This window comes from Burkholderia sp. 4M9327F10 (assembly GCF_005503145.1).
Lineage (GTDB): Bacteria > Pseudomonadota > Gammaproteobacteria > Burkholderiales > Burkholderiaceae > Paraburkholderia.
This window is the reverse complement of sequence record NZ_SCNV01000043.1, coordinates 50,322-71,238: the sequence shown is the minus strand read 5'-3', so window position 1 is coordinate 71,238 and position 20,917 is coordinate 50,322. Positions and strand designations below refer to the sequence as shown.

Sequence of the window (20,917 nt, the reverse complement as noted above, 5' to 3'; positions counted from 1 at the left end):
GTCCCGCTGCGCCCCCTGCACCCCCCAAATTTCAGCCGGATTTCCACATAACTGGTCCCGCAACCGCGCCGTGAGTGGCGTGCGCGCAACGCCGATTGCGCACTGCGGCAGCGTTGCGGCGCGCACCGCCAGAACACGTATGGAAAACCCTGTTGCAGCGCGCCAGTCCTGTACAATTCGCCGTGTTTCAACTGTCCTGTGCCCGAGTCCGCCGCCATGTCCGAGATTCCCGACCTTTCGCAGATTGCGCCCACCCTGAAGGCTGAAATTCTGGCCGAGGCGCTGCCTTATATTCGCCAGTATCACGGTAAGACCGTGGTCATCAAATACGGCGGCAACGCGATGACCGAAGAGCGTCTGAAGCAAGGCTTCGCGCGCGACGTGATTCTGCTGAAGCTGGTCGGCATCAATCCGGTCATCGTGCACGGCGGCGGTCCGCAGATCGACCAGGCACTCAAGAAGATCGGCAAGCAGGGCACCTTCATCCAGGGCATGCGCGTCACCGACGAAGAGACGATGGAAGTCGTCGAATGGGTGCTCGGCGGTGAAGTGCAGCAGGACATCGTCACGCTGATCAATCACTTCGGCGGCCACGCCGTGGGTCTCACGGGCAAGGACGGCGGCCTGATCCACGCACGCAAGCTGCTGATGCCGGATCGCGACAACCCCGGCCAGTACGTCGATATCGGCCAGGTCGGCGAAGTCGAGGCCATCAATCCGGCGGTCGTGAAGGCACTGCAGGACGACGCATTCATCCCGGTGATCTCGCCGATCGGCTTCGGTGAAGACGGTCTCTCGTACAACATCAACGCGGATCTGGTCGCGGGCAAGCTGGCGGTCGTGCTGAATGCCGAAAAGCTGGTGATGATGACCAACATCCCCGGCGTGATGGACAAGGAAGGCAATCTGCTGACCGATCTGTCCGCACGCGAAATCGACGCGCTGTTCGAAGACGGCACCATCTCCGGCGGCATGCTGCCGAAAATCTCCTCGGCGCTGGACGCGGCGAAGAGCGGCGTGCGCTCGGTGCACATCATCGACGGCCGCATCGAACACTCGGTCCTGCTGGAAATCCTGACCGAACAGCCGTTCGGCACGATGATCCGCTCGCACTGAGCATGCATCGGCAGGCCGCTCGTCCCGTGGATGAGCGGCCTGCTTTCCAGACAGCGCCGGCCCAAACCGGTACGCTTTCCCTCACCATGCACACCTTCCCGTCGAGACACGCTAAACGCCGCCGCCCCTACGTCGCAGGCGGCAGCCCGGTCTGGCTGTTCGATCTGGACAACACGCTGCACCACGCGTCGCATTCGATTTTTCCCGCGATCAACCAGGCGATGACGCAGTACATCATCGACTCGCTCGCCGTGGACCGCGACGAGGCCAACCGCCTGCGCACCGGCTACACCGAGCGCTACGGCGCAGCGCTGCTGGGCCTGGCACGCCATCATCCGGTCGACCCGCACGACTTCCTGAAGGTCGTGCACACGTTCTCAGATCTGCCTTCGATGGTGCGCGGCGAGCGCGGCCTCGCGCGCCTTGTCGCCGCCCTGCCGGGCCGCAAGATCGTGCTGACCAATGCGCCCGAAAAATACGCCCACGCGGTGCTGGCCGAGCTGGGCATCGAGCGGCTGTTCGAACGCGTGATCGCCATCGAGCACATGCGCGATCGCCGCGGCTGGCGCGCCAAGCCCGACGCCGCCATGCTGCGCCGGGCGATGCGCGACGCCCACGTGCCGCTGGCCGACGCGATCCTCGTCGAAGACACGCGCTCGCATCTGAAGAACTATCGCCGGCTGGGCATCCGCACGGTGTGGATCGTCGGCCATCTGCCGCACCGGCTGGGCGCGGACGGCACGCCGGGGCGCTTGCCGGGCACGGGCCGGCCGCACTATGTCGACCGGCGGATTCGTTCGTTAAAATCGCTGAGATTGGGCACCCGCTCAGTGCGACTGAAGGGACGACAGACATGCAACCGGATCACAAGCATGACGAGGCCGTAACCGAAGACCCGCCCGCTACGGGCAATGTCCGCGCCACTCGCCTGAAACCGGGCGAGCGCCGCGTGCATATCCTGCAGACGCTCGCCAGCATGCTGGAGGCGCCCAAAAACGAGAAGATCACCACGGCGGCACTCGCCGCGCGGCTCGGCGTTTCGGAGGCCGCGCTGTACCGGCATTTCGCCAGCAAGGCGCAAATGTTCGAAGCGCTGATCGAATTCATCGAGCAGTCCATCTTCGGGCTGATCAACCAGATCGCAACGAAAGAGCCCAACGGCGTGCTGCAGGCGCGCACCATCGCGTTGATGCTGCTTAATTTTTCCGCAAAAAATCCCGGCATGACCCGCGTGCTGACGTGCGAGGCCCTGGTGGGCGAACACGAACGCCTGACGGAACGCGTCAACCAGTTGCTCGAGCGCGTCGAGGCCTCGCTCAAGCAGTGCCTGCGTCTCGCCCTGATGGACGCCAACGTGCAGGCCGGCGCCAATCCACAGCAGGCGCAAGGCAGCGTCGTGCCGCTGCCGGCCGATTACGATCCGGCCGTGCGGGCCAACCTGCTGCTCAGCTATATCGTCGGACGCTGGCACCGCTATGTGCGCAGCGGCTTTGCGCGCAATCCGGCCGAACATGCCGACGCCCAGCTAAGACTGATTCTTCAGTAGTCCACTGGAGTCATGCCGGCCCCCAGGGCCGCGCCGGACGCTGCCACACGGAATTTTCCGCTATACTTTGCGCCTGACCGTTGTCACCAACGGTCGTAGACGCGCCGATTTGCTGACTCGATTGCGGGCGCGCGAACCTGCCGGAATCTGTTCCGGCGGTTCACTATAAATGCGGCTAAAGAGGTCGTCAGCCGCGCACACAGTCGCTCTCCGTGCCTTGCCGACACCATTTAGCCGCCCCTGTTGAAGGCGGAATGAATGGAATCGATCGGTATCGTCGCTCCCCAGAAAATGCATTTCTCCGAGCCGCTGCTCATGCAGAACGGCAGCTCGCTGGCCAATTTCGACCTGATGGTCGAAACCTACGGCACACTCAACGCCGCACGTAGTAATGCCGTGCTGGTTTGCCACGCGCTCAATGCTTCGCACCACGTGGCGGGCGTCTACGCCGACGACCCGAAAAACGTCGGCTGGTGGGACAACATGGTCGGCCCCGGCAAGCCGCTCGACACGAACAGGTTCTTCGTGATCGGCGTCAATAACCTCGGCTCGTGTTTCGGCTCAACCGGTCCGATGAGCCTCAATCCGGCGACCGGCGTTCCGTATGGCGCGAGCTTTCCGGTCGTGACGGTGGAAGACTGGGTGAACGCCCAGGCGCGCGTGGCCGACACCTTCGGCATCGAGCGCTTTGCGGCCGTGATGGGCGGCAGCCTCGGCGGCATGCAGGCGCTTGCGTGGAGCATGATGTATCCGGAACGCGTCGGCCATTGCATCGTGGTGGCATCCACGCCGAAGCTCTCCGCGCAGAACATTGCCTTTAACGAGGTGGCGCGCTCGGCGATCCTGTCCGACCCGGACTTCCACGGCGGCAACTACTACGCGCACGGCGTGAAGCCCAAGCGCGGGCTGCGGGTGGCGCGCATGATCGGCCACATCACGTATCTGTCCGACGACGACATGGCCGAGAAATTCGGCCGTTCGCTGCGCCGGGCGGAAGGCGCCGTCGACGAGTACAACTTCAACTTCGACGTCGAGTTCGAGGTGGAATCGTATCTGCGCTACCAGGGCGACAAGTTCGCCGACTATTTCGACGCCAACACCTATCTGCTGATCACCCGCGCGCTCGACTACTTCGATCCGGCCAAGGCCTTCGACGGCGACCTGACCACTGCGGTGGCGCACACCACAGCGAAATACCTGATCGCCAGCTTCACGACCGACTGGCGTTTTGCGCCGGCACGCTCGCGCGAACTGGTGAAGGCGCTGCTCGATCACAAGCGCACGGTGACGTACGCCGAGATCGACGCGCCGCACGGTCACGACGCCTTCCTGCTCGACGACGCGCGCTATCACAACCTGATGCGCGCCTATTACGAACGAATTGCCACCGAGGTGAACGCATGAACCAGCGCGCTCTCGATTATCTTGCGCTGCGCCCCGATTTCCGCGCCATTGCCCGCTGGGTCGAACCGCGCGCGACGGTGCTCGATCTGGGCTGCGGCGACGGCTCGCTCCTCTCCACCTTGACCGAGGAACTCGAAGTCACGGGTTATGGCATCGAGATCAACGACGCCGGCGTGCTTGCCGCCACCCAGAACGGCGTCAACGTAATCCAGCAGAATCTGGAAGACGGCCTGCGCCTGTTCGAAGACAACAGTTTCGACTTCGCCATCCTGTCGCAGACGCTGCAGACCATCCACCAGACCGCGGCGATCCTGCGCGAGACGGTGCGGGTCGGCAAGGAATGCATCGTGTCGTTCCCCAACTTCGGCTACTGGTCGCACCGCCTTTCCGTGTTGCGCGGCCGCATGCCGGTGTCGAAGTCGCTGCCGTATCAGTGGCACAACACACCGAACGTGCGGGTGCTGACCATCAAGGACTTCGAGGCGCTGGCCCCTGAGGTGGGCATCGAAATTCTCGACCGGGTCGTGCTGCACGGCGGCCAGGCGGTGCGGTGGGGCGAGAACTGGCGTGGTAGTCTTGCGGTCTATCGCGTCAAGAAAAGCTAACGCCACACACCCAAATGTCGAACCCGCCGCACGAGGCGCCCGCACTTACCGCTCACGTCGAACACGCTGGCTGGCGTGCGTTTCTCAATACGCACATGCTGATCTGCGTCTTTCTCGGCTTCACGTCGGGATTGCCGCTGTTCACGCTCGTCTATCTGGTGCAGGCGTGGTTGCGCTCAGAAGGCGTCAATCTGAAGGAAATCGGCCTGTTTGCGCTGATCCAGTTCCCCTATACGTGGAAATTCGTCTGGGCGCCGCTGATGGACCGTTACGTGCCGCGCCTGCCCGGCTGGCGGCCGGGCAGGCGGCGCGGCTGGATGCTGGTCACGCAGATTCTGGTGGCGGGCGCCATTGCCGCGCTCGGTTTCGTCTCGCCGCGCGATTCAATCTGGACGGTTGCGGCGCTCACCGCGCTGGTGGCGTTTTTCGGCGCGAGCCAGGACATCTCCATTGATGCCTACCGGCGCGAATTGCTCACCGATACCGAGCAGGGTCTCGGCAACGCGGTACACGTCAACGCGTACAAGATCGCGGCGCTCGTGCCGGGCTCGCTCGCGCTGATCCTGTCCGACCATCTGCCGTGGACCACGGTATTCATCGTCACGGCGGCGTTCATGGTGCCGGGCATGCTGATGACGCTGCTCGTGCGCGAGCCGAAGATACACGGCGCGCCGCCGCGGAACCTGCGCGAAGCGATCGTCGAGCCGTTCCGCGAATTTATCCTGCGCGACGGCTGGCGCGGCGCCTTGCTGGTGCTCGGCTTTATCTTCCTGTACAAGCTCGGCGATACGATGGCGACCAATCTGTCGACCTCGTTCTTTCTCGACATCGGCTACTCGCGCACGCAGATCGGTGTGATCGCCAAGACCACGGCGTTCGGCGCGAGTCTTGCCGGCGGGATTGTCGGCGGCATCTGGATGATGCGTATCGGCATCGGCCGCGGGTTGTGGGTATTCGGCATCCTGCAGATGCTGTCGACGCTCGGCTTCGCGTGGCTCGCGCATCTCGGGCCGGCATCGCCGGGGCTCGCCGAAATCTACGATTTTGCGGTGTTCACGAGTCATGCCGTGACGAAGCTGCTCTCCGTGTTCGGTATCGACTGGGCGGTGCAGCTCGATCCGCGCTCGGTGGCACTCGCGCTCGTCTACGGCCTCGAAACCTTCGCAACCGGCCTGACGATGGCGGCATTTACCGCCTATATCGCCAGCACCACCGATCCGCGCTACACCGCCACCCAGTTCGCGCTCTTCACCAGTCTCGCGTCGGTGCCGCGCACGCTGGCGTCGGCGGCAAGCGGTTACGTGGTCGCGCAGATCGGCTGGTTCGACTACTTCCTCGCCTGCACCGCGCTCGCGCTGCCCGGCATGCTGCTGTTGCTGTGGATCGCACCGTGGAGGGTCCGGTCGTGAGCGGGTCCGCCCCGCGCCGTGCGCTGCGTGCTGCGCTGGCGCTGCTCTGCTGCGCCGGACTTGGCCTTGGCACCTTTGCGACGCCCTCGAGCGCCTTTGCCGGCGCATTGCCGCTGCTCGCGGCCAGTGCCGCGTCGGCTGCGAGCGCGCCCGCGGCCAAATCGGCGCCGGGTGCCGCTGTGCCGGAGAGCCCGGCTTCGGCGACGGCCTCCGCCAGCACGGAAAGCCCGGGCGCAAGCGGCCAGGGTTCGGGCGCCGGCAACACCGCTAACGCGGCGCATGGACCGGCGGCGCCCGCAGCGGCATCGGCAACTTCCGCTCCCTCCGCAGCGTCAGCCCCGCTTGCCTCTCCGGGCACGGCGAAGCAAACCGCGCGAACCGGCGCCCCCGGCGCGGCCGACAGCCGCCCGCCGCCGTACACGCCGCCCGCCCAGCAACTGCACTTCGGCAGCTACGCCGTGTTCCGCAATCTGATTCCGTCGCAGCAACTGGAGGCCCAGGCTGCCGACGAGTTCGAGCAGATCGTCTACGGCGCCCAGCATGCCGATCGGCTTTATCCCGACACCGACGCCCGCGTGATCCGCGTGCACACGATCCTGGACAAGCTGATTCCGTATTCGCTGAAGTGGAACGAACGGGCGAAAAACTGGAAGTGGCAGATTGCGGTGATCCGCTCGCCGGACATCCGCATGTACTGTCTGCCGGGCGGCAAGGTTGTGATTTACAGCGGCATCCTCGATCGCGTGCATCTGAACGACAACGAACTCGGCATGCTGCTCGGCCACGAGATCGCGCATGCGCTGCGCGAGCACGCGCGCGAACGGCTCGGCGAGCAGCAGGCGGCGCAGCTCGATTCGTCCGGCACGATTCCGCAGCTATTCGGACTGGCCGATCTGGGCGCGGCGCCGCTCGGGATCGGCTCGCAACTGCTGGAAATGAAATACACGCCCACCGACGAAACCGAAGCCGACGTGATCGGCAGCGACATCGCCTCGCGCGCCGGCTACGATCCGCGCGCCGCGATCACGCTGTGGGACAAGCTGGCCGCAGCGACCCACAGCAACCGCAATCAGGGCTACATCTACGTGCATCCGTACACACCCACGCGCCGTCAGGATCTGATGAAGCGCCTGCCGGATATGCTGCAGCTCTACGCCAAGGCAATCGGCAAGACGGTCGATGAACTGCCCGACTATGCGGGCATCGGCCGTCCGCGCCGCATCCCTGTGCGCGGCGACTGAAGCGCCGGTGCACTCACGCGCTGACGGACCGGCGCGCGCTTACTTCTTGAGCTTGTGGTCGTAGTCGACCGTCACGGGCGCGTGGTCGCTGAACTTGATATCGCGGAACACGTCGGTACGCTTGGCCTTGCCGGCAATGCCGGCCGTGGCGATCTGATAATCGATCCGCCACCCGACGTTATTCGCATACGCCTGGCCGCGATTGCTCCACCACGTGTATTGCTCGGGCCGCTGGTCGAGCGTACGGAACACGTCCACATAACCCACTTCGTCGAACAGTTTCGTGAGCCACGCGCGCTCTTCGGGCAGGCAACCTGAGTTCTTCTGGTTGCCCTTCCAGTTCTTGATGTCGATTTCCTTGTGGACGATGTTCACGTCGCCGCACACGATCACTTCGCGTTCCTTGCTGAGTTCGGCGAGGTGCGGCATGAACTCGTCCATGAAGCGGAACTTGGCCTGTTGACGATCTTCGCCGCTCGAGCCCGACGGCACATACACCGAGATCACCGAGAGCTTGCCGAAGCGCAGTTCGACATAACGCCCTTCCGGGTCGAACTCTTCACTGCCGAAGCCGATGATCACTTCGTCCGGCTCGTGGCGGGTATAAACGCCGGCGCCGCTGTAGCCCTTCTTCACCGCATGCTGGAAGTAGCCGGTGAAGTTATGCGGAGCGAGAAACTCGGGGGTCATGTCGTCCTGCGAGCATTTGATTTCCTGCACGCACAGCACGTCCGCCTTCTGCTCACCAAACCATTCGAAAAAGCCCTTTTTCGCCGCAGAGCGGATGCCGTTCAGGTTGGCGGTAATCACACGCAACATGTCGTTCCTTTGTTGTAGGTTCGTTGTCGATTCGTAGTTGAATTCTGGTGCTCATTCGACCTTCACGCCCTTGAGCGATTCCTTCGCAGGCGGATATTCAAGCTTCATTGCTTCAAACGTGCGCAGCAGTAGTTCAGCGACCATCAGGTTGCGATGCGACTTCGAATCGGCCGGGATGATGTACCAGGGCGCATAACGCGTCGAGGTTGCAGACAGCGCGTTGTGATACGCCGTCTGATACTGATCCCACTGCTTGCGCGCTTCCAGATCCGAAACGTCGAACTTCCAGTGTTTGGTCGGATCGTCGATGCGTGCCTGCAAGCGGGAACGCTGCTCGTCCTTCGAGATGTGCAGCGTGCATTTGATGATCGTGGTGCCGTTGTCCGCCAGCATAGCCTCGAAATCGCGGATGTGGCGGTAGCGCCGCTCGCGCGCGGCCTCGTCGAGCTGGCCGAGCACGACCGGCACCAGCACGTCCTCATAATGGCTGCGGTTGAAGATCGTCAGTTCGCCGGCAGCGGGCGCCTGCGCGTGCACGCGCCAGAGGAAATCGTGCGCCAGTTCGGTGGCGGTCGGCGCCTTGAACGGCACGATGTGCAGGCCGAGCGGATCCACCTCGTGAAACACGGCGCGGATCGTGCCGTCCTTGCCGCTCGTATCCATGCCCTGTAACACGAGCAGCACGCGTTGCAGGCGCTGCGCATGCAGGCGTTCCTGCAACTCGTCGAGCCTCGCGCCGATCTCGGCAAGACGCTCGCGGTCGCCGTCCTTCGAGCCTGTCGAAAACGGCTTCGCGGCAGGATCGAAATCGGTGAGCGCGAATTTCGCGATCTTCTTGTCGTCGAAGTACGGCACGCGGAATTCGTCGAGTTCTGGCTGTTTCGCCATGCAGTGTCTCCAGAGGCGCCTAACGTTAGTGAAAATTCGGGTCGCGCCAACCAAAGGAAACGGGCCGCTGCCCCACTTTCGTCCGGCAACAGCCCGTTGTGACCGAAGCCGCGCGCTGATCCACACACGCGCGGTTCGGCATTTACATCACTTGCGTCAGGATAGCTTTTTCTTCAGCAGCTCGTTGACCTGCTGCGGATTCGCCTTGCCCTTGGTGGCCTTCATCGCCTGGCCGATCAGCGCGTTGAACGCCTTTTCCTTGCCGGCGCGGAATTCCTCGACCGACTTCTGGTTGGCCGCGAGCACTTCGTCGATGATCGCTTCCAGTTCGCCGGTATCGGAAATCTGCTTGAGACCCTTTGCTTCGATGATGCGGTCGGCGGCCGCTTCGTCAGTGGCTTTCTCGTCCCAGATCGCGACGAAGATTTCCTTCGCGATCTTGTTCGAGATCGTGCCGTCGGCAATGCGTTGCAGCAGCAGCGCGAGTTGCGCGGCGGAAACCGGGCTGTCGGCGATGTCGAGATCTTCGCGGTTCAACAGCGACGAGACTTCGCCCATCAGCCAGTTTGCAGCGACCTTGGCTTGCGCCGCGCCCACCTTTGCGACCACCGCTTCGTAGTAAGCGGCCATCGCCTTGCTCGAAGTCAGCACGCCCGCGTCATAAGGCGTCAGACCGTACTGCCCGACAAAGCGCTGCTGGATCGCCACCGGCAGTTCCGGCATTTCGGCCTTCACACGCTCGACCCACGCCGCGTCGATCACGAGCGGCATCAAATCCGGATCGGGGAAATAGCGGTAATCGTGCGCGTCTTCCTTGCTGCGCATCGAACGCGTTTCGCGCTTGTCCGGATCGTACAGACGCGTTTCCTGCACCACCGTGCCGCCGTCTTCGATCAGCTCGATCTGGCGGCGCACTTCGTACTGGATCGCTTCTTCTAGGAAGCGGAACGAGTTCAGGTTCTTGATCTCGGCACGCGTGCCGAATTCCTCTTGCCCGAGCGGCCGCACCGACACGTTCGCATCGCAGCGGAACGAGCCTTCCTGCATGTTGCCGTCGCAGATACCGAGCCACGTGACGAGCGTATGCAGCGTCTTCGCATACGCGACTGCCTCCGCCGCGCTGCGCATTTCCGGCTCGGTGACGATTTCGAGCAGCGGCGTGCCGGCGCGGTTCAGGTCGATGCCGGTCATGCCCGCGAAGTCTTCGTGCAGCGACTTGCCTGCGTCTTCTTCGAGGTGAGCGCGCGTCAGGTTGATGGTCTTCTCGTACGCTTCCTTGCCGGCCTTCTCGTTGGCGGGCACCTGAATCGTGACCTGGCCGCCCTGCACCACAGGAATCTCGTACTGGCTGATCTGATAGCCCTTCGGCAGATCGGGGTAAAAGTAGTTCTTGCGCGCGAAGATGCTGCGCGGCGCGATGGTTGCGCCGATCGCGAGACCGAATTCAATCGCCCGTTGCACGGCGCCGCGGTTCATCACCGGCAGCGAACCGGGCAAGGCCAGATCGACAGGGCAGGCCTGCGTGTTGGGTTCTGCGCCGAACTGCGTGGCGGCGCCCGAGAAAATCTTCGAGACGGTCGACAGTTGCGTGTGCGTCTCGAGACCGATAACGACTTCCCATTGCTTGGTCATGTGTTCACACTCCTGCCGGGGCCCGGCGATGCCAGTCGGTTGCGCGCTGGAACGCATCCGCAACCTGCAGCATGCGAGCTTCGTTGAAATAGTTGCCGATGATCTGCAGACCGACCGGGCGCTGCGCATTCGCGCCCGCGCCGAAGCCGCACGGCACGCTCATGCCGGGCAAACCGGCGAGGCTCACCGACAGCGTGTAGATATCGGCCAAGTACATCTGCACCGGATCGTCGCCCTTGGCGCCGAGATCCCACGCCACCGACGGCGCAACCGGTCCCATGATCACGTCGCACTGCTTGAACGCTTCCTGGAAGTCGTTTGCGATGATGCGGCGGATCTTCTGCGCCTGCAGGTAGTAGGCGTCGTAATAGCCGTGCGACAGCACGTACGCACCCACCAGAATGCGGCGCTTCACTTCCGGTCCGAAACCCTCGGCGCGCGACTTCTTGTACATATCGAGCAGATCGCGGTACTCCGCGGCGCGGTGGCCGTAGCGCACGCCGTCGAAACGCGACAGGTTCGAGGAGGCTTCCGCTGGCGCGATCACGTAGTACACGGGGATCGACAGTTCGGTTTTCGGCAGCGTGACTTCGACCAGCGTGGCGCCGAGCGCTTCGTACTGCTTCAATGCTGCGTCGATTGCGGCGCGCACGTCGTCAGCCAGGCCCGCACCGAAATATTCCTTCGGCAGGCCGATGCGCAGTCCGGCGAGCGGCTTGCCCGTAGCATTGCCCGCAGCGTCGGCCGACCATGTCTTGCCCAGATAGCGCGTGTAGTCTTCGTCGTCGCGTACGAGGCTGGTCGAATCGCGCTCGTCGAAACCGGCCATGGCGTTGAGCAGCAGCGCGCAGTCCGTGGCGCTTTGCGCCATCGGGCCGCCCTGGTCGAGCGACGACGCGAACGCGATCATGCCGTAGCGCGACACGCGGCCGTAAGTCGGCTTGATGCCCGTGATGCCCGAGAACGAGGCCGGCTGGCGGATCGAACCGCCGGTATCCGTGCCCGTGGCGGCCGGCGCGAGGCGCGCGGCCACGGCGGCAGCCGAGCCGCCCGACGAGCCGCCCGGCACGGCCTTGGTGTCCCACGGGTTCTGCACCGGACCGAAGTGCGAATTCTCGTTGGACGAGCCCATTGCGAACTCGTCCATGTTGGTCTTGCCGACGCACACCATGCCCGCGCGGTTCAGGCGCTCGACCACGGTCGCGTCGAACGGGCTCACGTAATTGGCGAGCATCTTCGAGCCGGCGGTGGAGCGCCAGCCACGCGTCACAAACACGTCCTTGTGGGCGATCGGCAGGCCGACCAGCGGCCCGGCGTGGCCGGTATGGAGCAGCGCGTCGGCGGCTTTAGCCTGCTCGAGCGTGAGATCGGCGTCCACCTGGACGAAGGCGTTCAGGCTGTTGGCTGCCTCGATCCGCTTCAGATAGAGCTGCGCCAGTTCGACTGCGGAGCATTCTTTCGCAGCAAGGGCGGCCCGCAGTTCGGTCAAGCTTTTTTCATGCATTGCGTTCTTCCAGTCCAGAATGGCGCGGCAGCGCAGCAAACACTGCGCGCCGAACCCATGTTTTTATTCAATGACCTTCGGCACCAGGTAGAGCCCTTCCTGCACAGCAGGCGCCGGGCGCTGGAATTCATCGCGCTGGACGATTTCCGTCACTGCGTCTTCGCGCAAACGCAGTGCAACATCTTCGATCTGCTCGATCGGATGGGCGAGCGGTTCAATGCCCTTGGTGTCGACGGCCTGCATCTGCTCGACAAGGCCGAAAAAATCATTGAGCTGGACGAGCGTGTGCTCGGCTTCGGCGTCGGCCAGTTCGAGCCGCGCAAGATGCGCGATGCGCTTAACATCGGTCAGGGTCAGAGCCATGCAGTCACCGGAAAATGTGGCGGACTGTCACAGTGCGGAAAACAAAGCTGTGACAGCGGGTTACGACACTGGAGGGGGCCCTCGAAAAAGGGGCCAGCGGAGGCAAAAAGTGCCAACCGTTTCCTTCAAATCAAGCAAAATTATAAGGTATCATTACGCGTTCGACCCAAACCCGGACCGTCTTACCAAGGCCTTTCTGGTCATTAACCTATAAATGAATCAGAGATAGAAGCCGGCCTTGTGCCAGCCTCCGGTAGATTCCCCCGAAGCTTCAAGCCGCTGTGGCGCAGTATCCGCCCGGTTGAAGCTGTTATTTTTCCGCTGCCGCCCTGCGCAATGTTTGCGAGGCCCGGCCCCCAGCGAGACAGGATTTTGAATGTTCGGTTTTTTGCGCAGCTACTTCTCCAACGATCTGGCGATTGACCTCGGCACCGCCAACACGCTCATCTACATGCGTGGCAAGGGCATCGTTCTCGACGAACCGTCGGTCGTTTCCATCCGCCAGGAAGGCGGTCCCAACGGCAAGAAAACCATCCAGGCAGTCGGCAAGGAAGCCAAGCAGATGCTTGGCAAGGTGCCGGGCAACATCGAGGCGATCCGCCCGATGAAAGACGGCGTGATCGCCGACTTCACCGTCACCGAGCAGATGATCAAGCAGTTCATCAAGACGGCTCACGAATCGCGTATGTTCTCGCCGTCGCCGCGCATCATCATCTGCGTGCCGTGCGGCTCCACCCAGGTGGAACGCCGCGCCATCAAGGAGGCGGCTCACGGCGCAGGCGCTTCGCAGGTTTATCTGATTGAAGAGCCGATGGCCGCTGCTATCGGCGCGGGCCTGCCGGTCTCGGAAGCCACCGGCTCGATGGTGGTGGACATCGGCGGCGGCACGACCGAAGTCGGCGTGATCTCCTTGGGCGGCATCGTCTACAAGGGTTCGGTACGCGTCGGCGGCGACAAGTTCGACGAAGCTATCGTCAACTACATCCGCCGCAACTACGGCATGCTGATCGGCGAGCAAACCGCTGAAGCGATCAAGAAGGAAATCGGCTCCGCGTTCCCGGGCTCGGAAGTCAAGGAAATGGAAGTGAAGGGCCGCAACCTGTCGGAAGGCATTCCGCGCAGCTTCACCATCTCCAGCAACGAAATCCTCGAAGCCCTCACCGATCCGCTGAACCAGATCGTGTCGTCGGTGAAGATCGCTCTCGAGCAGACGCCGCCGGAACTCGGCGCGGACATCGCCGAACGCGGCATGATGCTCACGGGCGGCGGCGCACTGCTGCGCGACCTGGACCGTCTGCTCGCCGAAGAAACCGGCCTGCCGGTGCTCGTCGCCGAAGACCCGCTGACTTGCGTCGTGCGCGGCTCGGGCATGGCCCTCGAGCGCATGGACAAGCTCGGCAGCATCTTCTCGTACGAGTAAGCGAGAGCTTCGCTCCATGTCAGCAGCGCGGATCGGACGGCTAGCCTTGATCGGGCCAGCCTGTCTTGGGCTGGTTCATCCAGCCGCCGCGCGCTGAGCGCGTGTTTTCGCGCCGAAGTTAGACCAACCGCTCACGCCCCCGGCGCCGACCATGGAATACAGTCCGCCGCCTCTGTTCAAGCAAGGCCCCTCCGCACTCGCACGGCTGATTTTCTTCGTGCTGCTGGCGCTCGCCCTGCTGATCTCGGATGCGCGCTTCAGGACGCTGGAGATCGTTCGCGGCGTGCTGGGAGCCGGCATTTATCCGTTGCAGCGCGCGGCGCTCGTGCCGCGCGACATCTTCATGGGCGCCGCCGATCTGGCAGTGACAAGCGCCACGCTGCGCGGCCAGAACGAGACCCTGCGCAAGAAGAACCTGCAGCTCTCGCTGCAAGCCAACACGGCAGCCGAACTGGGCGCCGAGAACGAGCATCTGCGCTCGTTGCTGCAACTCTCGCAGCGCATGACCACCCAGTCGATCCCCGCGGAAATCCAGTACGACACGCGCGATCCCTTCACGCAAAAAGTCATCATTGGCCGTGGCGCGCAGCAGGGCATTCAGGACGGCTCACCGGTCGTCAATGAAGACGGCGTGGTTGGCCAGGTGACCCGCGTGTTCCCGCTGCAGGCCGAAGTGACGCTCCTCACCGACAAGGATCAGGCCGTGCCGGTGCAGGTGGTGCGTACCGGTCTGCGCAGCGTGATCTACGGCACGCCGAAGGGCGATTCGCTCGACCTGCGCTTCGTGCCGATCAGCGCGGACGTGCAAGCCGGCGACGAACTCGTGACGAGCGGCCTCGACGGCACCTATCCGCCGGGCCTGCCGGTCGCGAAGGTGGTGCGGGTCGACAAGCAGGCCGATACCGCGTTCGCACGCGTGATCTGCCTGCCGGTTGCGCCGGTGCGCGGCGCGCGTCAGTTGCTGGTGCTGCATTATCAGAACACCGTGCCGCCTCGTCCCGCAGACGAACCCGATGCGGCCAGCTCGGCGAAAGAAGCGAAGGCGAAGAAGGGTGCCAAGCCTGCGGAAAAGACTGCGGACAAGAACGCCAAGGCAGCCGTGCCGGCATCGGCCACAACTGCGGCCCCGGCAGCATCCAAGCCGGCTTCGGGCCCGGCAGCAACAGCGACAGCGACGGAAAAGAAGGCCGCGGGGGAGAAAAAGCCCGCCGCCGAGAAAAAGTCCGCTAGCGAGAAGAAGGCCGCCGAAGCACGGCCGCCCGTAGAAAAGACCCCGAAACCCGCCACGGGGGGGATCGACGAGTGAACCGTCCTCAATACATCCTGCAGCCGGTCAATCCGTACTTCATCTCGTTCAGCCTGGCCGCCGCCTTCCTGCTGAACCTGATGCCGTGGGGACGCCTGATCGGCATTCCTGATTTCGTGGCGCTCGTGCTGCTGTTCTGGAACGTGCACCAGCCGCGCAAGGTGGGCATGGGCATCGCCTTCCTGCTCGGCATCCTGATGGACGTGCACAACGCCAGCCTGCTCGGCGAGCATGCACTCGCGTATACGCTGCTGTCGTACGGCGCCATCACCATCCACCGACGTGTATTGTGGATGCCTATGGGCGTGCAGACTTTCGCGGTAATGCCGTTGTTCGTCATCGCGCAACTTGTGCCGTTCGTGATCCGTCTACTGATGGGCGCCGCATTTCCGGGCTGGGGCTACCTGATCGACGGATTCGTCGAGGCCGCCCTGTGGCCCATTGCAAGCGTGCTGCTGCTGATGCCGCAGCGCCGTCCGGCCGATCCGGACGACACCCGCCCCATTTAGCGCCGTGCGCGTCGAGCCTTTCGTTGTTTTGATCTAAAGCATGGCCGCCGAATTCAAGGACACTCAGCAACAGCTCTCAAAGTTCCGCCTGCGGGTCGCGGCGGCGGGCCTGTTCGTGTTCGTGTGTTTCGGGCTGATCGTTTTCCGCTTCCTGTTCCTGCAGGTCTGGCACTACAGCAAATACTCGCTGCAAGCCGACGAGAACCGCATTTCGGTGGCGCCGATCGTCCCCAACCGCGGCATCATCACGGACCGTAACGGCGTCGTGCTGGCAAAAAACTACTCCGCCTACACGCTGGAAATTACGCCCTCGAAGCTCAATGACACGCTCGACAACGTGATCAACAACCTGTCGACCGTCATTTCCATCGACGCCCGCGACCGGCGCCGCTTCAAGAAGCTGCAGGAAGATTCGAAGAACTTCGAAAGCCTGCCGATCCGCACGCGCCTCACCGACGACGAAGTCGCGCGCTTCACGGCGCAGCGCTTCCGCTTCCCGGGCGTCGAAGTGCGTGCCCGCCTGTTCCGCCAGTACCCGCTTGGACCGACGGCGGCGCACGTGATCGGCTATATCGGGCGGATCTCGCAGCGCGATCAGGACAAGATCGACGACGCCAGCGACCAGAACGACAAGGACCCGGATCACTACGATCCGCGCCTCGACGCCAACAACTACAAGGGCACGGACTACATCGGCAAGATCGGCGTCGAACAGAGCTACGAAACCGAACTGCACGGCCAGACCGGCTTCGAAGAAGTCGAGGTCACAGCAGGCGGGCGGCCGGTACGCACCTTGTCGCGCACCCAGGCGACGCCGGGCAACAACCTCGTGCTGTCGCTCGATATCGGTCTTCAGCAGGTTGCCGAACAGGCGTTCTCGGGCAAGCGCGGCGCGCTGGTGGCGATCGAACCGTCAACCGGCGACGTGCTCGCGTTCGTCTCGGCGCCAAGCTTCGACCCGAATTCGTTCGTGGACGGTATCGACCAGCAGACCTGGGACGACCTGAACAACTCGCCGGACCATCCGCTGCTGAACCGCCCGCTGCACGGCACCTACCCGCCAGGCTCGACCTACAAGCCGTTCATGGCGCTCGCCGCACTGACGCTGCACAAGCGCACGCCGAGCTGGGGCTTCCAGGACCCGGGCTTCTACACGTTCGGCGGCCACACGTTCCGCAACGACGTGCGTTCGGGCCAGGGCTGGATCGACCTGAACCGCGCCATCGTGGTGTCGAACGACACGTATTTCTACATGCTGGCGCACGATCTCGGCGTCAACGCGATCGCCAACTTCATGAAGCCGTGGGGCTTCGGCCAGATCACCGGCATCGACATTGCCGGTGAAGCCAAGGGCATTCTTCCTTCCACCGAATGGAAGCGCAAAGCCTACCGCAAGCCCGAGCAGCAGCGCTGGTATGAAGGCGAGACGATCAGTCTGGGCATCGGCCAGGGCTACAACTCGTTCACGATCCTGCAGCTCGCCCACGCGGTCGCCACGCTCGCCAATAACGGCGTGGTGATGAAGCCTCACCTGGTCAAGGAAATCGAAAATCCGATCACCAAGGACACGCGTCTGACCGTGCCGAAGGACGATGGCCGCATCAACGTGTCGCAGTCGGATATCGATATCGTCAAGCGGGCGATGGTCGGTGTGGTCACCAACGGTACGGCGTCCAAGCTGTTCATCGGCGCGCCCTATCAGGCCGCCGGCAAAACGGGGACGGCCCAGGTGTATTCGCTGCAGGGCGCCAACTACAAGGGCCACGCGGTCGCAGAAAACCTGCGCGACCACGCGCTCTTTATCGCCTTCGCGCCCGCCGACAATCCCAAGATCGCGCTTGCACTGATCGTGGAAAACGGCGGCTGGGGTGCGGAATCGGCAGGTCCGATTGCGCGCCGCGTGCTCGACTACTACCTTGTCGACCGGCAGAAGCCCGGTGCAGAAGCGGCGGCGGTCGCCGCTGCGGCTTCGGCAACGGCAGATGCGTCGGCGCCGGTGATTGGCGCGGCGCCTACCGCCGTCGAGATTACGCAGCCAGCGTCCGTCGCCGCGGGCTTCACCGCCCTGCCGATGCCAGGCGCAGCGTCGAATGCGGCCGGCGCTTCGGCGCCGTCCGCGGCGTCCGCTGCGTCGGAGGTTGCACCGGCCGTGCCAGCGGGCCCTGTGGTCGCTGTGCCCGGCGTCAGGAACGCAACCAGCGTGGCTGCCAGGTCGGCGGATAAGGTGGCCGATAACGCGGCCGACGCGGCCACAGCGGGCGCCTCCGCGCCGTTCGTCGCCACCACCGTCATGACCGACCCGGCCTCGGCGCCCACCCGGACGCTCGTGCCGCGCAAATCCGGCCCGCATCACCCGCGCCCCGGCAGCGAGCCGGCACCCAGCGCCGCTGCCCCGTCACGCGAAGACAGCATTCAGCCCACGTCACCCAGCCAGCCGGTTTCCGGCGGCATCGACGAGTAAGGAGAAAGGCATGCAATTCGACAAGCGCGCCTGGCTCGACCGCATCAAGAAGATGTTCATCGGCTTCGACCGACCGCTCGCACTCGCGGTGTTTCTGCTGATGTGCGTCGGCATCGTCACGCTGTACAGCGCCACGCTCGACATGCCGGGCAAGGTGGAAGACCAGTTGCGCAACATCATGCTCACCTTTGTGCTGATGTGGGCGCTGGCCAATGTGCCGCCCACCACGCTGATGCGCTTCGCGGTGCCGCTCTATACCTTCGGCATCGCGTTGCTGGTGGCGGTGGCGCTATTCGGCCTCACGCGCAAGGGGGCCAAGCGCTGGATCAACGTCGGCGTGGTGATCCAGCCGTCCGAGATCATGAAGATCGCCACCCCGTTGATGCTGGCGTGGTACTACCAGCGCCGCGAGGGCGTGATGCGCTGGTACGACTATCTGGTGGGCCTGCTGATCCTCGCCGTGCCGGTCGGCCTGATCGCCAAGCAGCCCGACCTCGGCACCGCTGTGCTGGTGTTCGCGGCGGGCCTGTTTGTCATCTATTTCGCGGGACTGAGCTTCAAGCTGATCGTGCCGGTGCTGATTGCAGCGGCAATCGCGGTCACCTCAATCGCGGTGTTCCAGGACAAGATCTGTCAGCCTGAGGTGCAGTGGCCGCTGATGCACGACTATCAGAAGCACCGCATCTGCACGCTGCTCGATCCCACCTCCGATCCGCTTGGCAAGGGCTTCCACACCATCCAGGCGGTGATTGCGATCGGCTCGGGCGGCCCACTCGGCAAGGGCTGGCTGAAAGGCACGCAGGCGCACCTGGAATTCATTCCTGAAAAACATACCGACTTTATTTTTGCGGTGTTCTCCGAAGAGTTCGGGCTGGCAGGCGGGGTTGTGCTGCTGGTGCTGTATATGGCGCTGATCGCGCGAGGGCTTTATATAGCGGCCAATGGGGCCACGCTATTCGGCCGATTATTGGCGGGGTCGCTGACGATGGCCTTTTTCACCTATGCGTTCGTCAATATCGGCATGGTGAGCGGGATCCTGCCGGTGGTGGGCGTGCCGCTGCCGTTCATGAGCTATGGGGGCACGGCGCTGATTACGCTCGGGGTCGCGACTGGCCTCATCATGAGCGTCGGGCGACAGAAGCGCTTGATGCAGAGCTAGAAGAAAAGAGGGGCGCGGATGCGCCCCTTGTTCATTGGCAAGCCGCGCTACTGCGGCTTCGCTTCGTGCTCGTCGCGCAATTGCGCGCTCAATTGCTGAAACTTGAGCTTGGCCGCCGGATCGCCCTGCGCCGCGGCCGCCGCATAGTAAGCGCGCGCCACGTTCAGATTCTTGTCCACGCCATCGCCACCGCGCTCGTAGAACGAGCCTGCCACGTACTGCGCCGTCATATCGCCGCCTTCCGCGGCCTTCTTGTACCAGAAGAACGCCTGACGATTGTCACGCGCCGTGCCGCGGCCATCGAGGAACTGGTTGGCGAGCGCAAGCTCGGCCTGCACGTGGCCTTGCTGCGCGGCCTTCAGGAACCAGCGATGCGCTTCGACCGGATCGCGGCCCACGAACTCGCCATCGTCGTACATCTTGCCGTACACATACTGGGCGTGCGACATGTTCGCGTCGGCGGCCTTGCGCAGCCACTTCTTGCCTTCCTCGACGTTGGCAGCCGCGCCTTCGCCATTGAGCAGCATCATCGCGTAGTTGAATTCAGCAAGCCGGCTGCCGTGCTCGGCCGCCTTACGGAATTCGCTGAGCGCCGAGCTCAGGTTGCCCGCGTTGTAGTCGGCGACCGCCGTCTGTGTCTCGGGGTCCGCCTGGGACGGCTTGTCCTGTGCGTACACCGTGGCAGATGCCGCCAACGCTGCACAAGTGGCGAGACCTACCGCAACGCGCACGGCGCACTGCGAAATACCCTTCATGACCGCACCTCCTGCAGCGCTTGACGCGTCGCGCGCAACAGCCACATGACATCGGCTGCGAGCGCGATAAAACGAAAACCGGCGTCGCGATACTGACGCGCACCGGCCGAATCCATGGCAAAAATGCCGGTCGCAATACCGGCCTTGTCGGCTGCCGCCACCACGTGGGCCATTGCGGCCTGCACGTCCGGGTGCTTCGAGTCGCCAAGATGACCCAGGCTCGCCGCGAGATCGGCGGGCCCGATGAACAGGCAGTCCACGCCCGGCACCGCCGCGATCTTCTCGACTTCCTGCACGGCCTGCGCGGATTCGATCTGCACGATAGTGGCGATCTGCGCATTGGCGCCCTGCACATAGTCACGCCGCATGCCATACGAAGCGGCACGAACCGCCCCTGCCACGCCACGCCGGCCGTCGAGCGCCTCGGCGGTCGGATACTGGGTCAGGCGCACGGCCTCAAGCGCTTCCGCGGCGGACTCGATATTCGGAAACATCAGCGTGCGAGCACCCGCGTCGAGTACGCGCTTGACGAGCCAGCCTTCGCTCGCCGGCACACGCACCACCGGTTCACTCGGCAGGTGCGCCGCAGCAATCGCGCGCAACTGGCCGGTGACGTCGCCGCTGTCGTTCGGCGCGTGCTCCATGTCGATCAGCAACCAGTCGAAACCGGCGTGCGCCAGCGCCTCGGCGGCGCTTTCGCTGCCGAGCGACAGCCACAACCCGAAGAGCGGCTCAGCTTCAGCAAGACGTTGTTTGAGAGGATTCGTAAAGGTGCTCATC

At 63.8% G+C, this 20,917-nt stretch carries 19 protein-coding genes; 12 read left to right on the top strand and 7 right to left on the bottom strand.

Annotated features, from left to right (window positions below; genetic code table 11):
• Positions 1-216: 216 nt before the first annotated feature.
• The 7 genes from argB (at position 217) to FFS45_RS29480 (ending at position 7,321) form a co-directional block, all read left to right on the top strand.
• The gene (gene argB / locus FFS45_RS29515; RefSeq protein ID WP_137958167.1) at positions 217-1,116 is read left to right on the top strand and encodes an acetylglutamate kinase; all 900 of its coding nucleotides are present in this window, start codon (positions 217-219) and stop codon (positions 1,114-1,116) included.
• Positions 1,117-1,202: 86 nt separating this feature from the next.
• Positions 1,203-2,003: a pyrimidine 5'-nucleotidase gene (locus tag FFS45_RS29510; protein ID WP_137958175.1), complete on the top strand. Its 801-nt coding sequence runs from the start codon at positions 1,203-1,205 to the stop codon at positions 2,001-2,003.
• Positions 1,970-2,662 (top strand): nucleoid occlusion factor SlmA, encoded by a 693-nt coding sequence (slmA, locus tag FFS45_RS29505; protein ID WP_137958166.1) that lies wholly within the window; start codon positions 1,970-1,972, stop codon positions 2,660-2,662. Before FFS45_RS29510 ends, slmA begins: the two co-directional genes overlap by 34 nt.
• Before the next feature lie 258 nt (positions 2,663-2,920).
• Positions 2,921-4,066, top strand: coding sequence for a homoserine O-acetyltransferase (locus tag FFS45_RS29495; RefSeq protein ID WP_137958164.1), 1,146 nt, complete (start codon positions 2,921-2,923; stop codon positions 4,064-4,066).
• Positions 4,063-4,671: a methionine biosynthesis protein MetW gene (gene metW / locus FFS45_RS29490; protein WP_137958163.1), complete on the top strand. Its 609-nt coding sequence runs from the start codon at positions 4,063-4,065 to the stop codon at positions 4,669-4,671. Before FFS45_RS29495 ends, metW begins: the two co-directional genes overlap by 4 nt.
• A 14-nt stretch (positions 4,672-4,685) precedes the next feature.
• Positions 4,686-6,080 (top strand): AmpG family muropeptide MFS transporter, encoded by a 1,395-nt coding sequence (locus tag FFS45_RS29485; protein WP_137958162.1) that lies wholly within the window; start codon positions 4,686-4,688, stop codon positions 6,078-6,080.
• Entirely contained in the window at positions 6,077-7,321 is a 1,245-nt protein-coding gene (locus FFS45_RS29480) for a M48 family metallopeptidase (protein ID WP_249362978.1), read from the top strand. Before FFS45_RS29485 ends, FFS45_RS29480 begins: the two co-directional genes overlap by 4 nt.
• Before the next feature lie 39 nt (positions 7,322-7,360).
• Here FFS45_RS29480 and FFS45_RS29475 read toward each other — a convergent pair whose 3' ends face one another.
• The 5 genes from FFS45_RS29475 to gatC all read right to left on the bottom strand — a co-directional run bounded on the left by FFS45_RS29475 (position 7,361) and on the right by gatC (position 12,527).
• Entirely contained in the window at positions 7,361-8,140 is a 780-nt protein-coding gene (locus FFS45_RS29475) for an exodeoxyribonuclease III (protein WP_137958160.1), read from the bottom strand.
• Positions 8,141-8,191: 51 nt separating this feature from the next.
• Positions 8,192-9,028 (bottom strand): PPK2 family polyphosphate kinase, encoded by an 837-nt coding sequence (locus FFS45_RS29470; protein WP_137958159.1) that lies wholly within the window; start codon positions 9,026-9,028, stop codon positions 8,192-8,194.
• 156 nt (positions 9,029-9,184) lie between these two features.
• Positions 9,185-10,660: an Asp-tRNA(Asn)/Glu-tRNA(Gln) amidotransferase subunit GatB gene (gene gatB, locus FFS45_RS29465; protein ID WP_137958158.1), complete on the bottom strand. Its 1,476-nt coding sequence runs from the start codon at positions 10,658-10,660 to the stop codon at positions 9,185-9,187.
• 4 nt (positions 10,661-10,664) lie between these two features.
• The gene (gene gatA, locus FFS45_RS29460; RefSeq protein WP_137958157.1) at positions 10,665-12,164 is read right to left on the bottom strand and encodes an Asp-tRNA(Asn)/Glu-tRNA(Gln) amidotransferase subunit GatA; all 1,500 of its coding nucleotides are present in this window, start codon (positions 12,162-12,164) and stop codon (positions 10,665-10,667) included.
• Positions 12,165-12,227: 63 nt separating this feature from the next.
• A complete protein-coding gene (gene gatC / locus FFS45_RS29455; RefSeq protein ID WP_122153081.1) occupies positions 12,228-12,527 on the bottom strand; it encodes an Asp-tRNA(Asn)/Glu-tRNA(Gln) amidotransferase subunit GatC in 300 nt (99 codons plus the stop codon).
• A 376-nt stretch (positions 12,528-12,903) separates the two neighbouring features.
• Here gatC and FFS45_RS29450 point away from each other — a divergent pair, with 376 nt between their 5' ends.
• The 5 genes from FFS45_RS29450 (at position 12,904) to rodA (ending at position 19,382) form a co-directional block, all read left to right on the top strand.
• The gene (locus FFS45_RS29450) at positions 12,904-13,947 is read left to right on the top strand and encodes a rod shape-determining protein (RefSeq protein WP_004189550.1); all 1,044 of its coding nucleotides are present in this window, start codon (positions 12,904-12,906) and stop codon (positions 13,945-13,947) included.
• A 151-nt stretch (positions 13,948-14,098) separates the two neighbouring features.
• Positions 14,099-15,253, top strand: a complete 1,155-nt coding sequence (gene mreC / locus FFS45_RS29445; protein ID WP_137958156.1) for a rod shape-determining protein MreC — start codon at positions 14,099-14,101, stop codon at positions 15,251-15,253.
• Entirely contained in the window at positions 15,250-15,762 is a 513-nt protein-coding gene (mreD, locus tag FFS45_RS29440) for a rod shape-determining protein MreD (protein WP_137958155.1), read from the top strand. The genes mreC and mreD overlap by 4 nt, the downstream gene beginning before the upstream one ends.
• A gap of 40 nt (positions 15,763-15,802) precedes the next feature.
• On the top strand, positions 15,803-18,223 hold the full coding sequence (gene mrdA / locus FFS45_RS29435) for a penicillin-binding protein 2 (RefSeq protein WP_137958154.1): 2,421 nt from the start codon (positions 15,803-15,805) through the stop codon (positions 18,221-18,223).
• Positions 18,224-18,233: 10 nt separating this feature from the next.
• Complete coding sequence (rodA, locus tag FFS45_RS29430) at positions 18,234-19,382, top strand: rod shape-determining protein RodA (protein ID WP_137958153.1); 1,149 nt, start codon at positions 18,234-18,236, stop codon at positions 19,380-19,382.
• Between the two features lie 47 nt (positions 19,383-19,429).
• Here rodA and FFS45_RS29425 read toward each other — a convergent pair whose 3' ends face one another.
• Both FFS45_RS29425 and FFS45_RS29420 read right to left on the bottom strand, forming a co-directional pair.
• The gene (locus FFS45_RS29425) at positions 19,430-20,137 is read right to left on the bottom strand and encodes a tetratricopeptide repeat protein (RefSeq protein ID WP_137958152.1); all 708 of its coding nucleotides are present in this window, start codon (positions 20,135-20,137) and stop codon (positions 19,430-19,432) included.
• Positions 20,134-20,916, bottom strand: a complete 783-nt coding sequence (locus FFS45_RS29420; protein ID WP_137958151.1) for an aldolase/citrate lyase family protein — start codon at positions 20,914-20,916, stop codon at positions 20,134-20,136. Before FFS45_RS29420 ends, FFS45_RS29425 begins: the two co-directional genes overlap by 4 nt.
• Between the last annotated feature and the right edge of the window lies 1 nt (position 20,917).

What these genes read in the sequence shown, in the direction of transcription:
- FFS45_RS29495 (WP_137958164.1), top strand. Translation starts at nt 2,921, where the DNA reads ATGGAATCGATCGGTATCGTCGCTCCCCAGAAAATGCATTTCTCCGAG.
- slmA (WP_137958166.1), top strand. Translation starts at nt 1,970, where the DNA reads ATGCAACCGGATCACAAGCATGACGAGGCCGTAACCGAAGACCCGCCC.
- gatB (WP_137958158.1), bottom strand. Translation starts at nt 10,660, where the DNA reads ATGACCAAGCAATGGGAAGTCGTTATCGGTCTCGAGACGCACACGCAA.
- FFS45_RS29475 (WP_137958160.1), bottom strand. Translation starts at nt 8,140, where the DNA reads ATGTTGCGTGTGATTACCGCCAACCTGAACGGCATCCGCTCTGCGGCG.
- metW (WP_137958163.1), top strand. Translation starts at nt 4,063, where the DNA reads ATGAACCAGCGCGCTCTCGATTATCTTGCGCTGCGCCCCGATTTCCGC.
- FFS45_RS29510 (WP_137958175.1), top strand. Translation starts at nt 1,203, where the DNA reads ATGCACACCTTCCCGTCGAGACACGCTAAACGCCGCCGCCCCTACGTC.
- gatA (WP_137958157.1), bottom strand. Translation starts at nt 12,164, where the DNA reads ATGCATGAAAAAAGCTTGACCGAACTGCGGGCCGCCCTTGCTGCGAAA.
- mrdA (WP_137958154.1), top strand. Translation starts at nt 15,803, where the DNA reads ATGGCCGCCGAATTCAAGGACACTCAGCAACAGCTCTCAAAGTTCCGC.
- FFS45_RS29425 (WP_137958152.1), bottom strand. Translation starts at nt 20,137, where the DNA reads ATGAAGGGTATTTCGCAGTGCGCCGTGCGCGTTGCGGTAGGTCTCGCC.
- gatC (WP_122153081.1), bottom strand. Translation starts at nt 12,527, where the DNA reads ATGGCTCTGACCCTGACCGATGTTAAGCGCATCGCGCATCTTGCGCGG.
- FFS45_RS29485 (WP_137958162.1), top strand. Translation starts at nt 4,686, where the DNA reads ATGTCGAACCCGCCGCACGAGGCGCCCGCACTTACCGCTCACGTCGAA.
- rodA (WP_137958153.1), top strand. Translation starts at nt 18,234, where the DNA reads ATGCAATTCGACAAGCGCGCCTGGCTCGACCGCATCAAGAAGATGTTC.
- FFS45_RS29420 (WP_137958151.1), bottom strand. Translation starts at nt 20,916, where the DNA reads ATGAGCACCTTTACGAATCCTCTCAAACAACGTCTTGCTGAAGCTGAG.
- mreC (WP_137958156.1), top strand. Translation starts at nt 14,099, where the DNA reads ATGGAATACAGTCCGCCGCCTCTGTTCAAGCAAGGCCCCTCCGCACTC.
- argB (WP_137958167.1), top strand. Translation starts at nt 217, where the DNA reads ATGTCCGAGATTCCCGACCTTTCGCAGATTGCGCCCACCCTGAAGGCT.
- FFS45_RS29450 (WP_004189550.1), top strand. Translation starts at nt 12,904, where the DNA reads ATGTTCGGTTTTTTGCGCAGCTACTTCTCCAACGATCTGGCGATTGAC.
- FFS45_RS29470 (WP_137958159.1), bottom strand. Translation starts at nt 9,028, where the DNA reads ATGGCGAAACAGCCAGAACTCGACGAATTCCGCGTGCCGTACTTCGAC.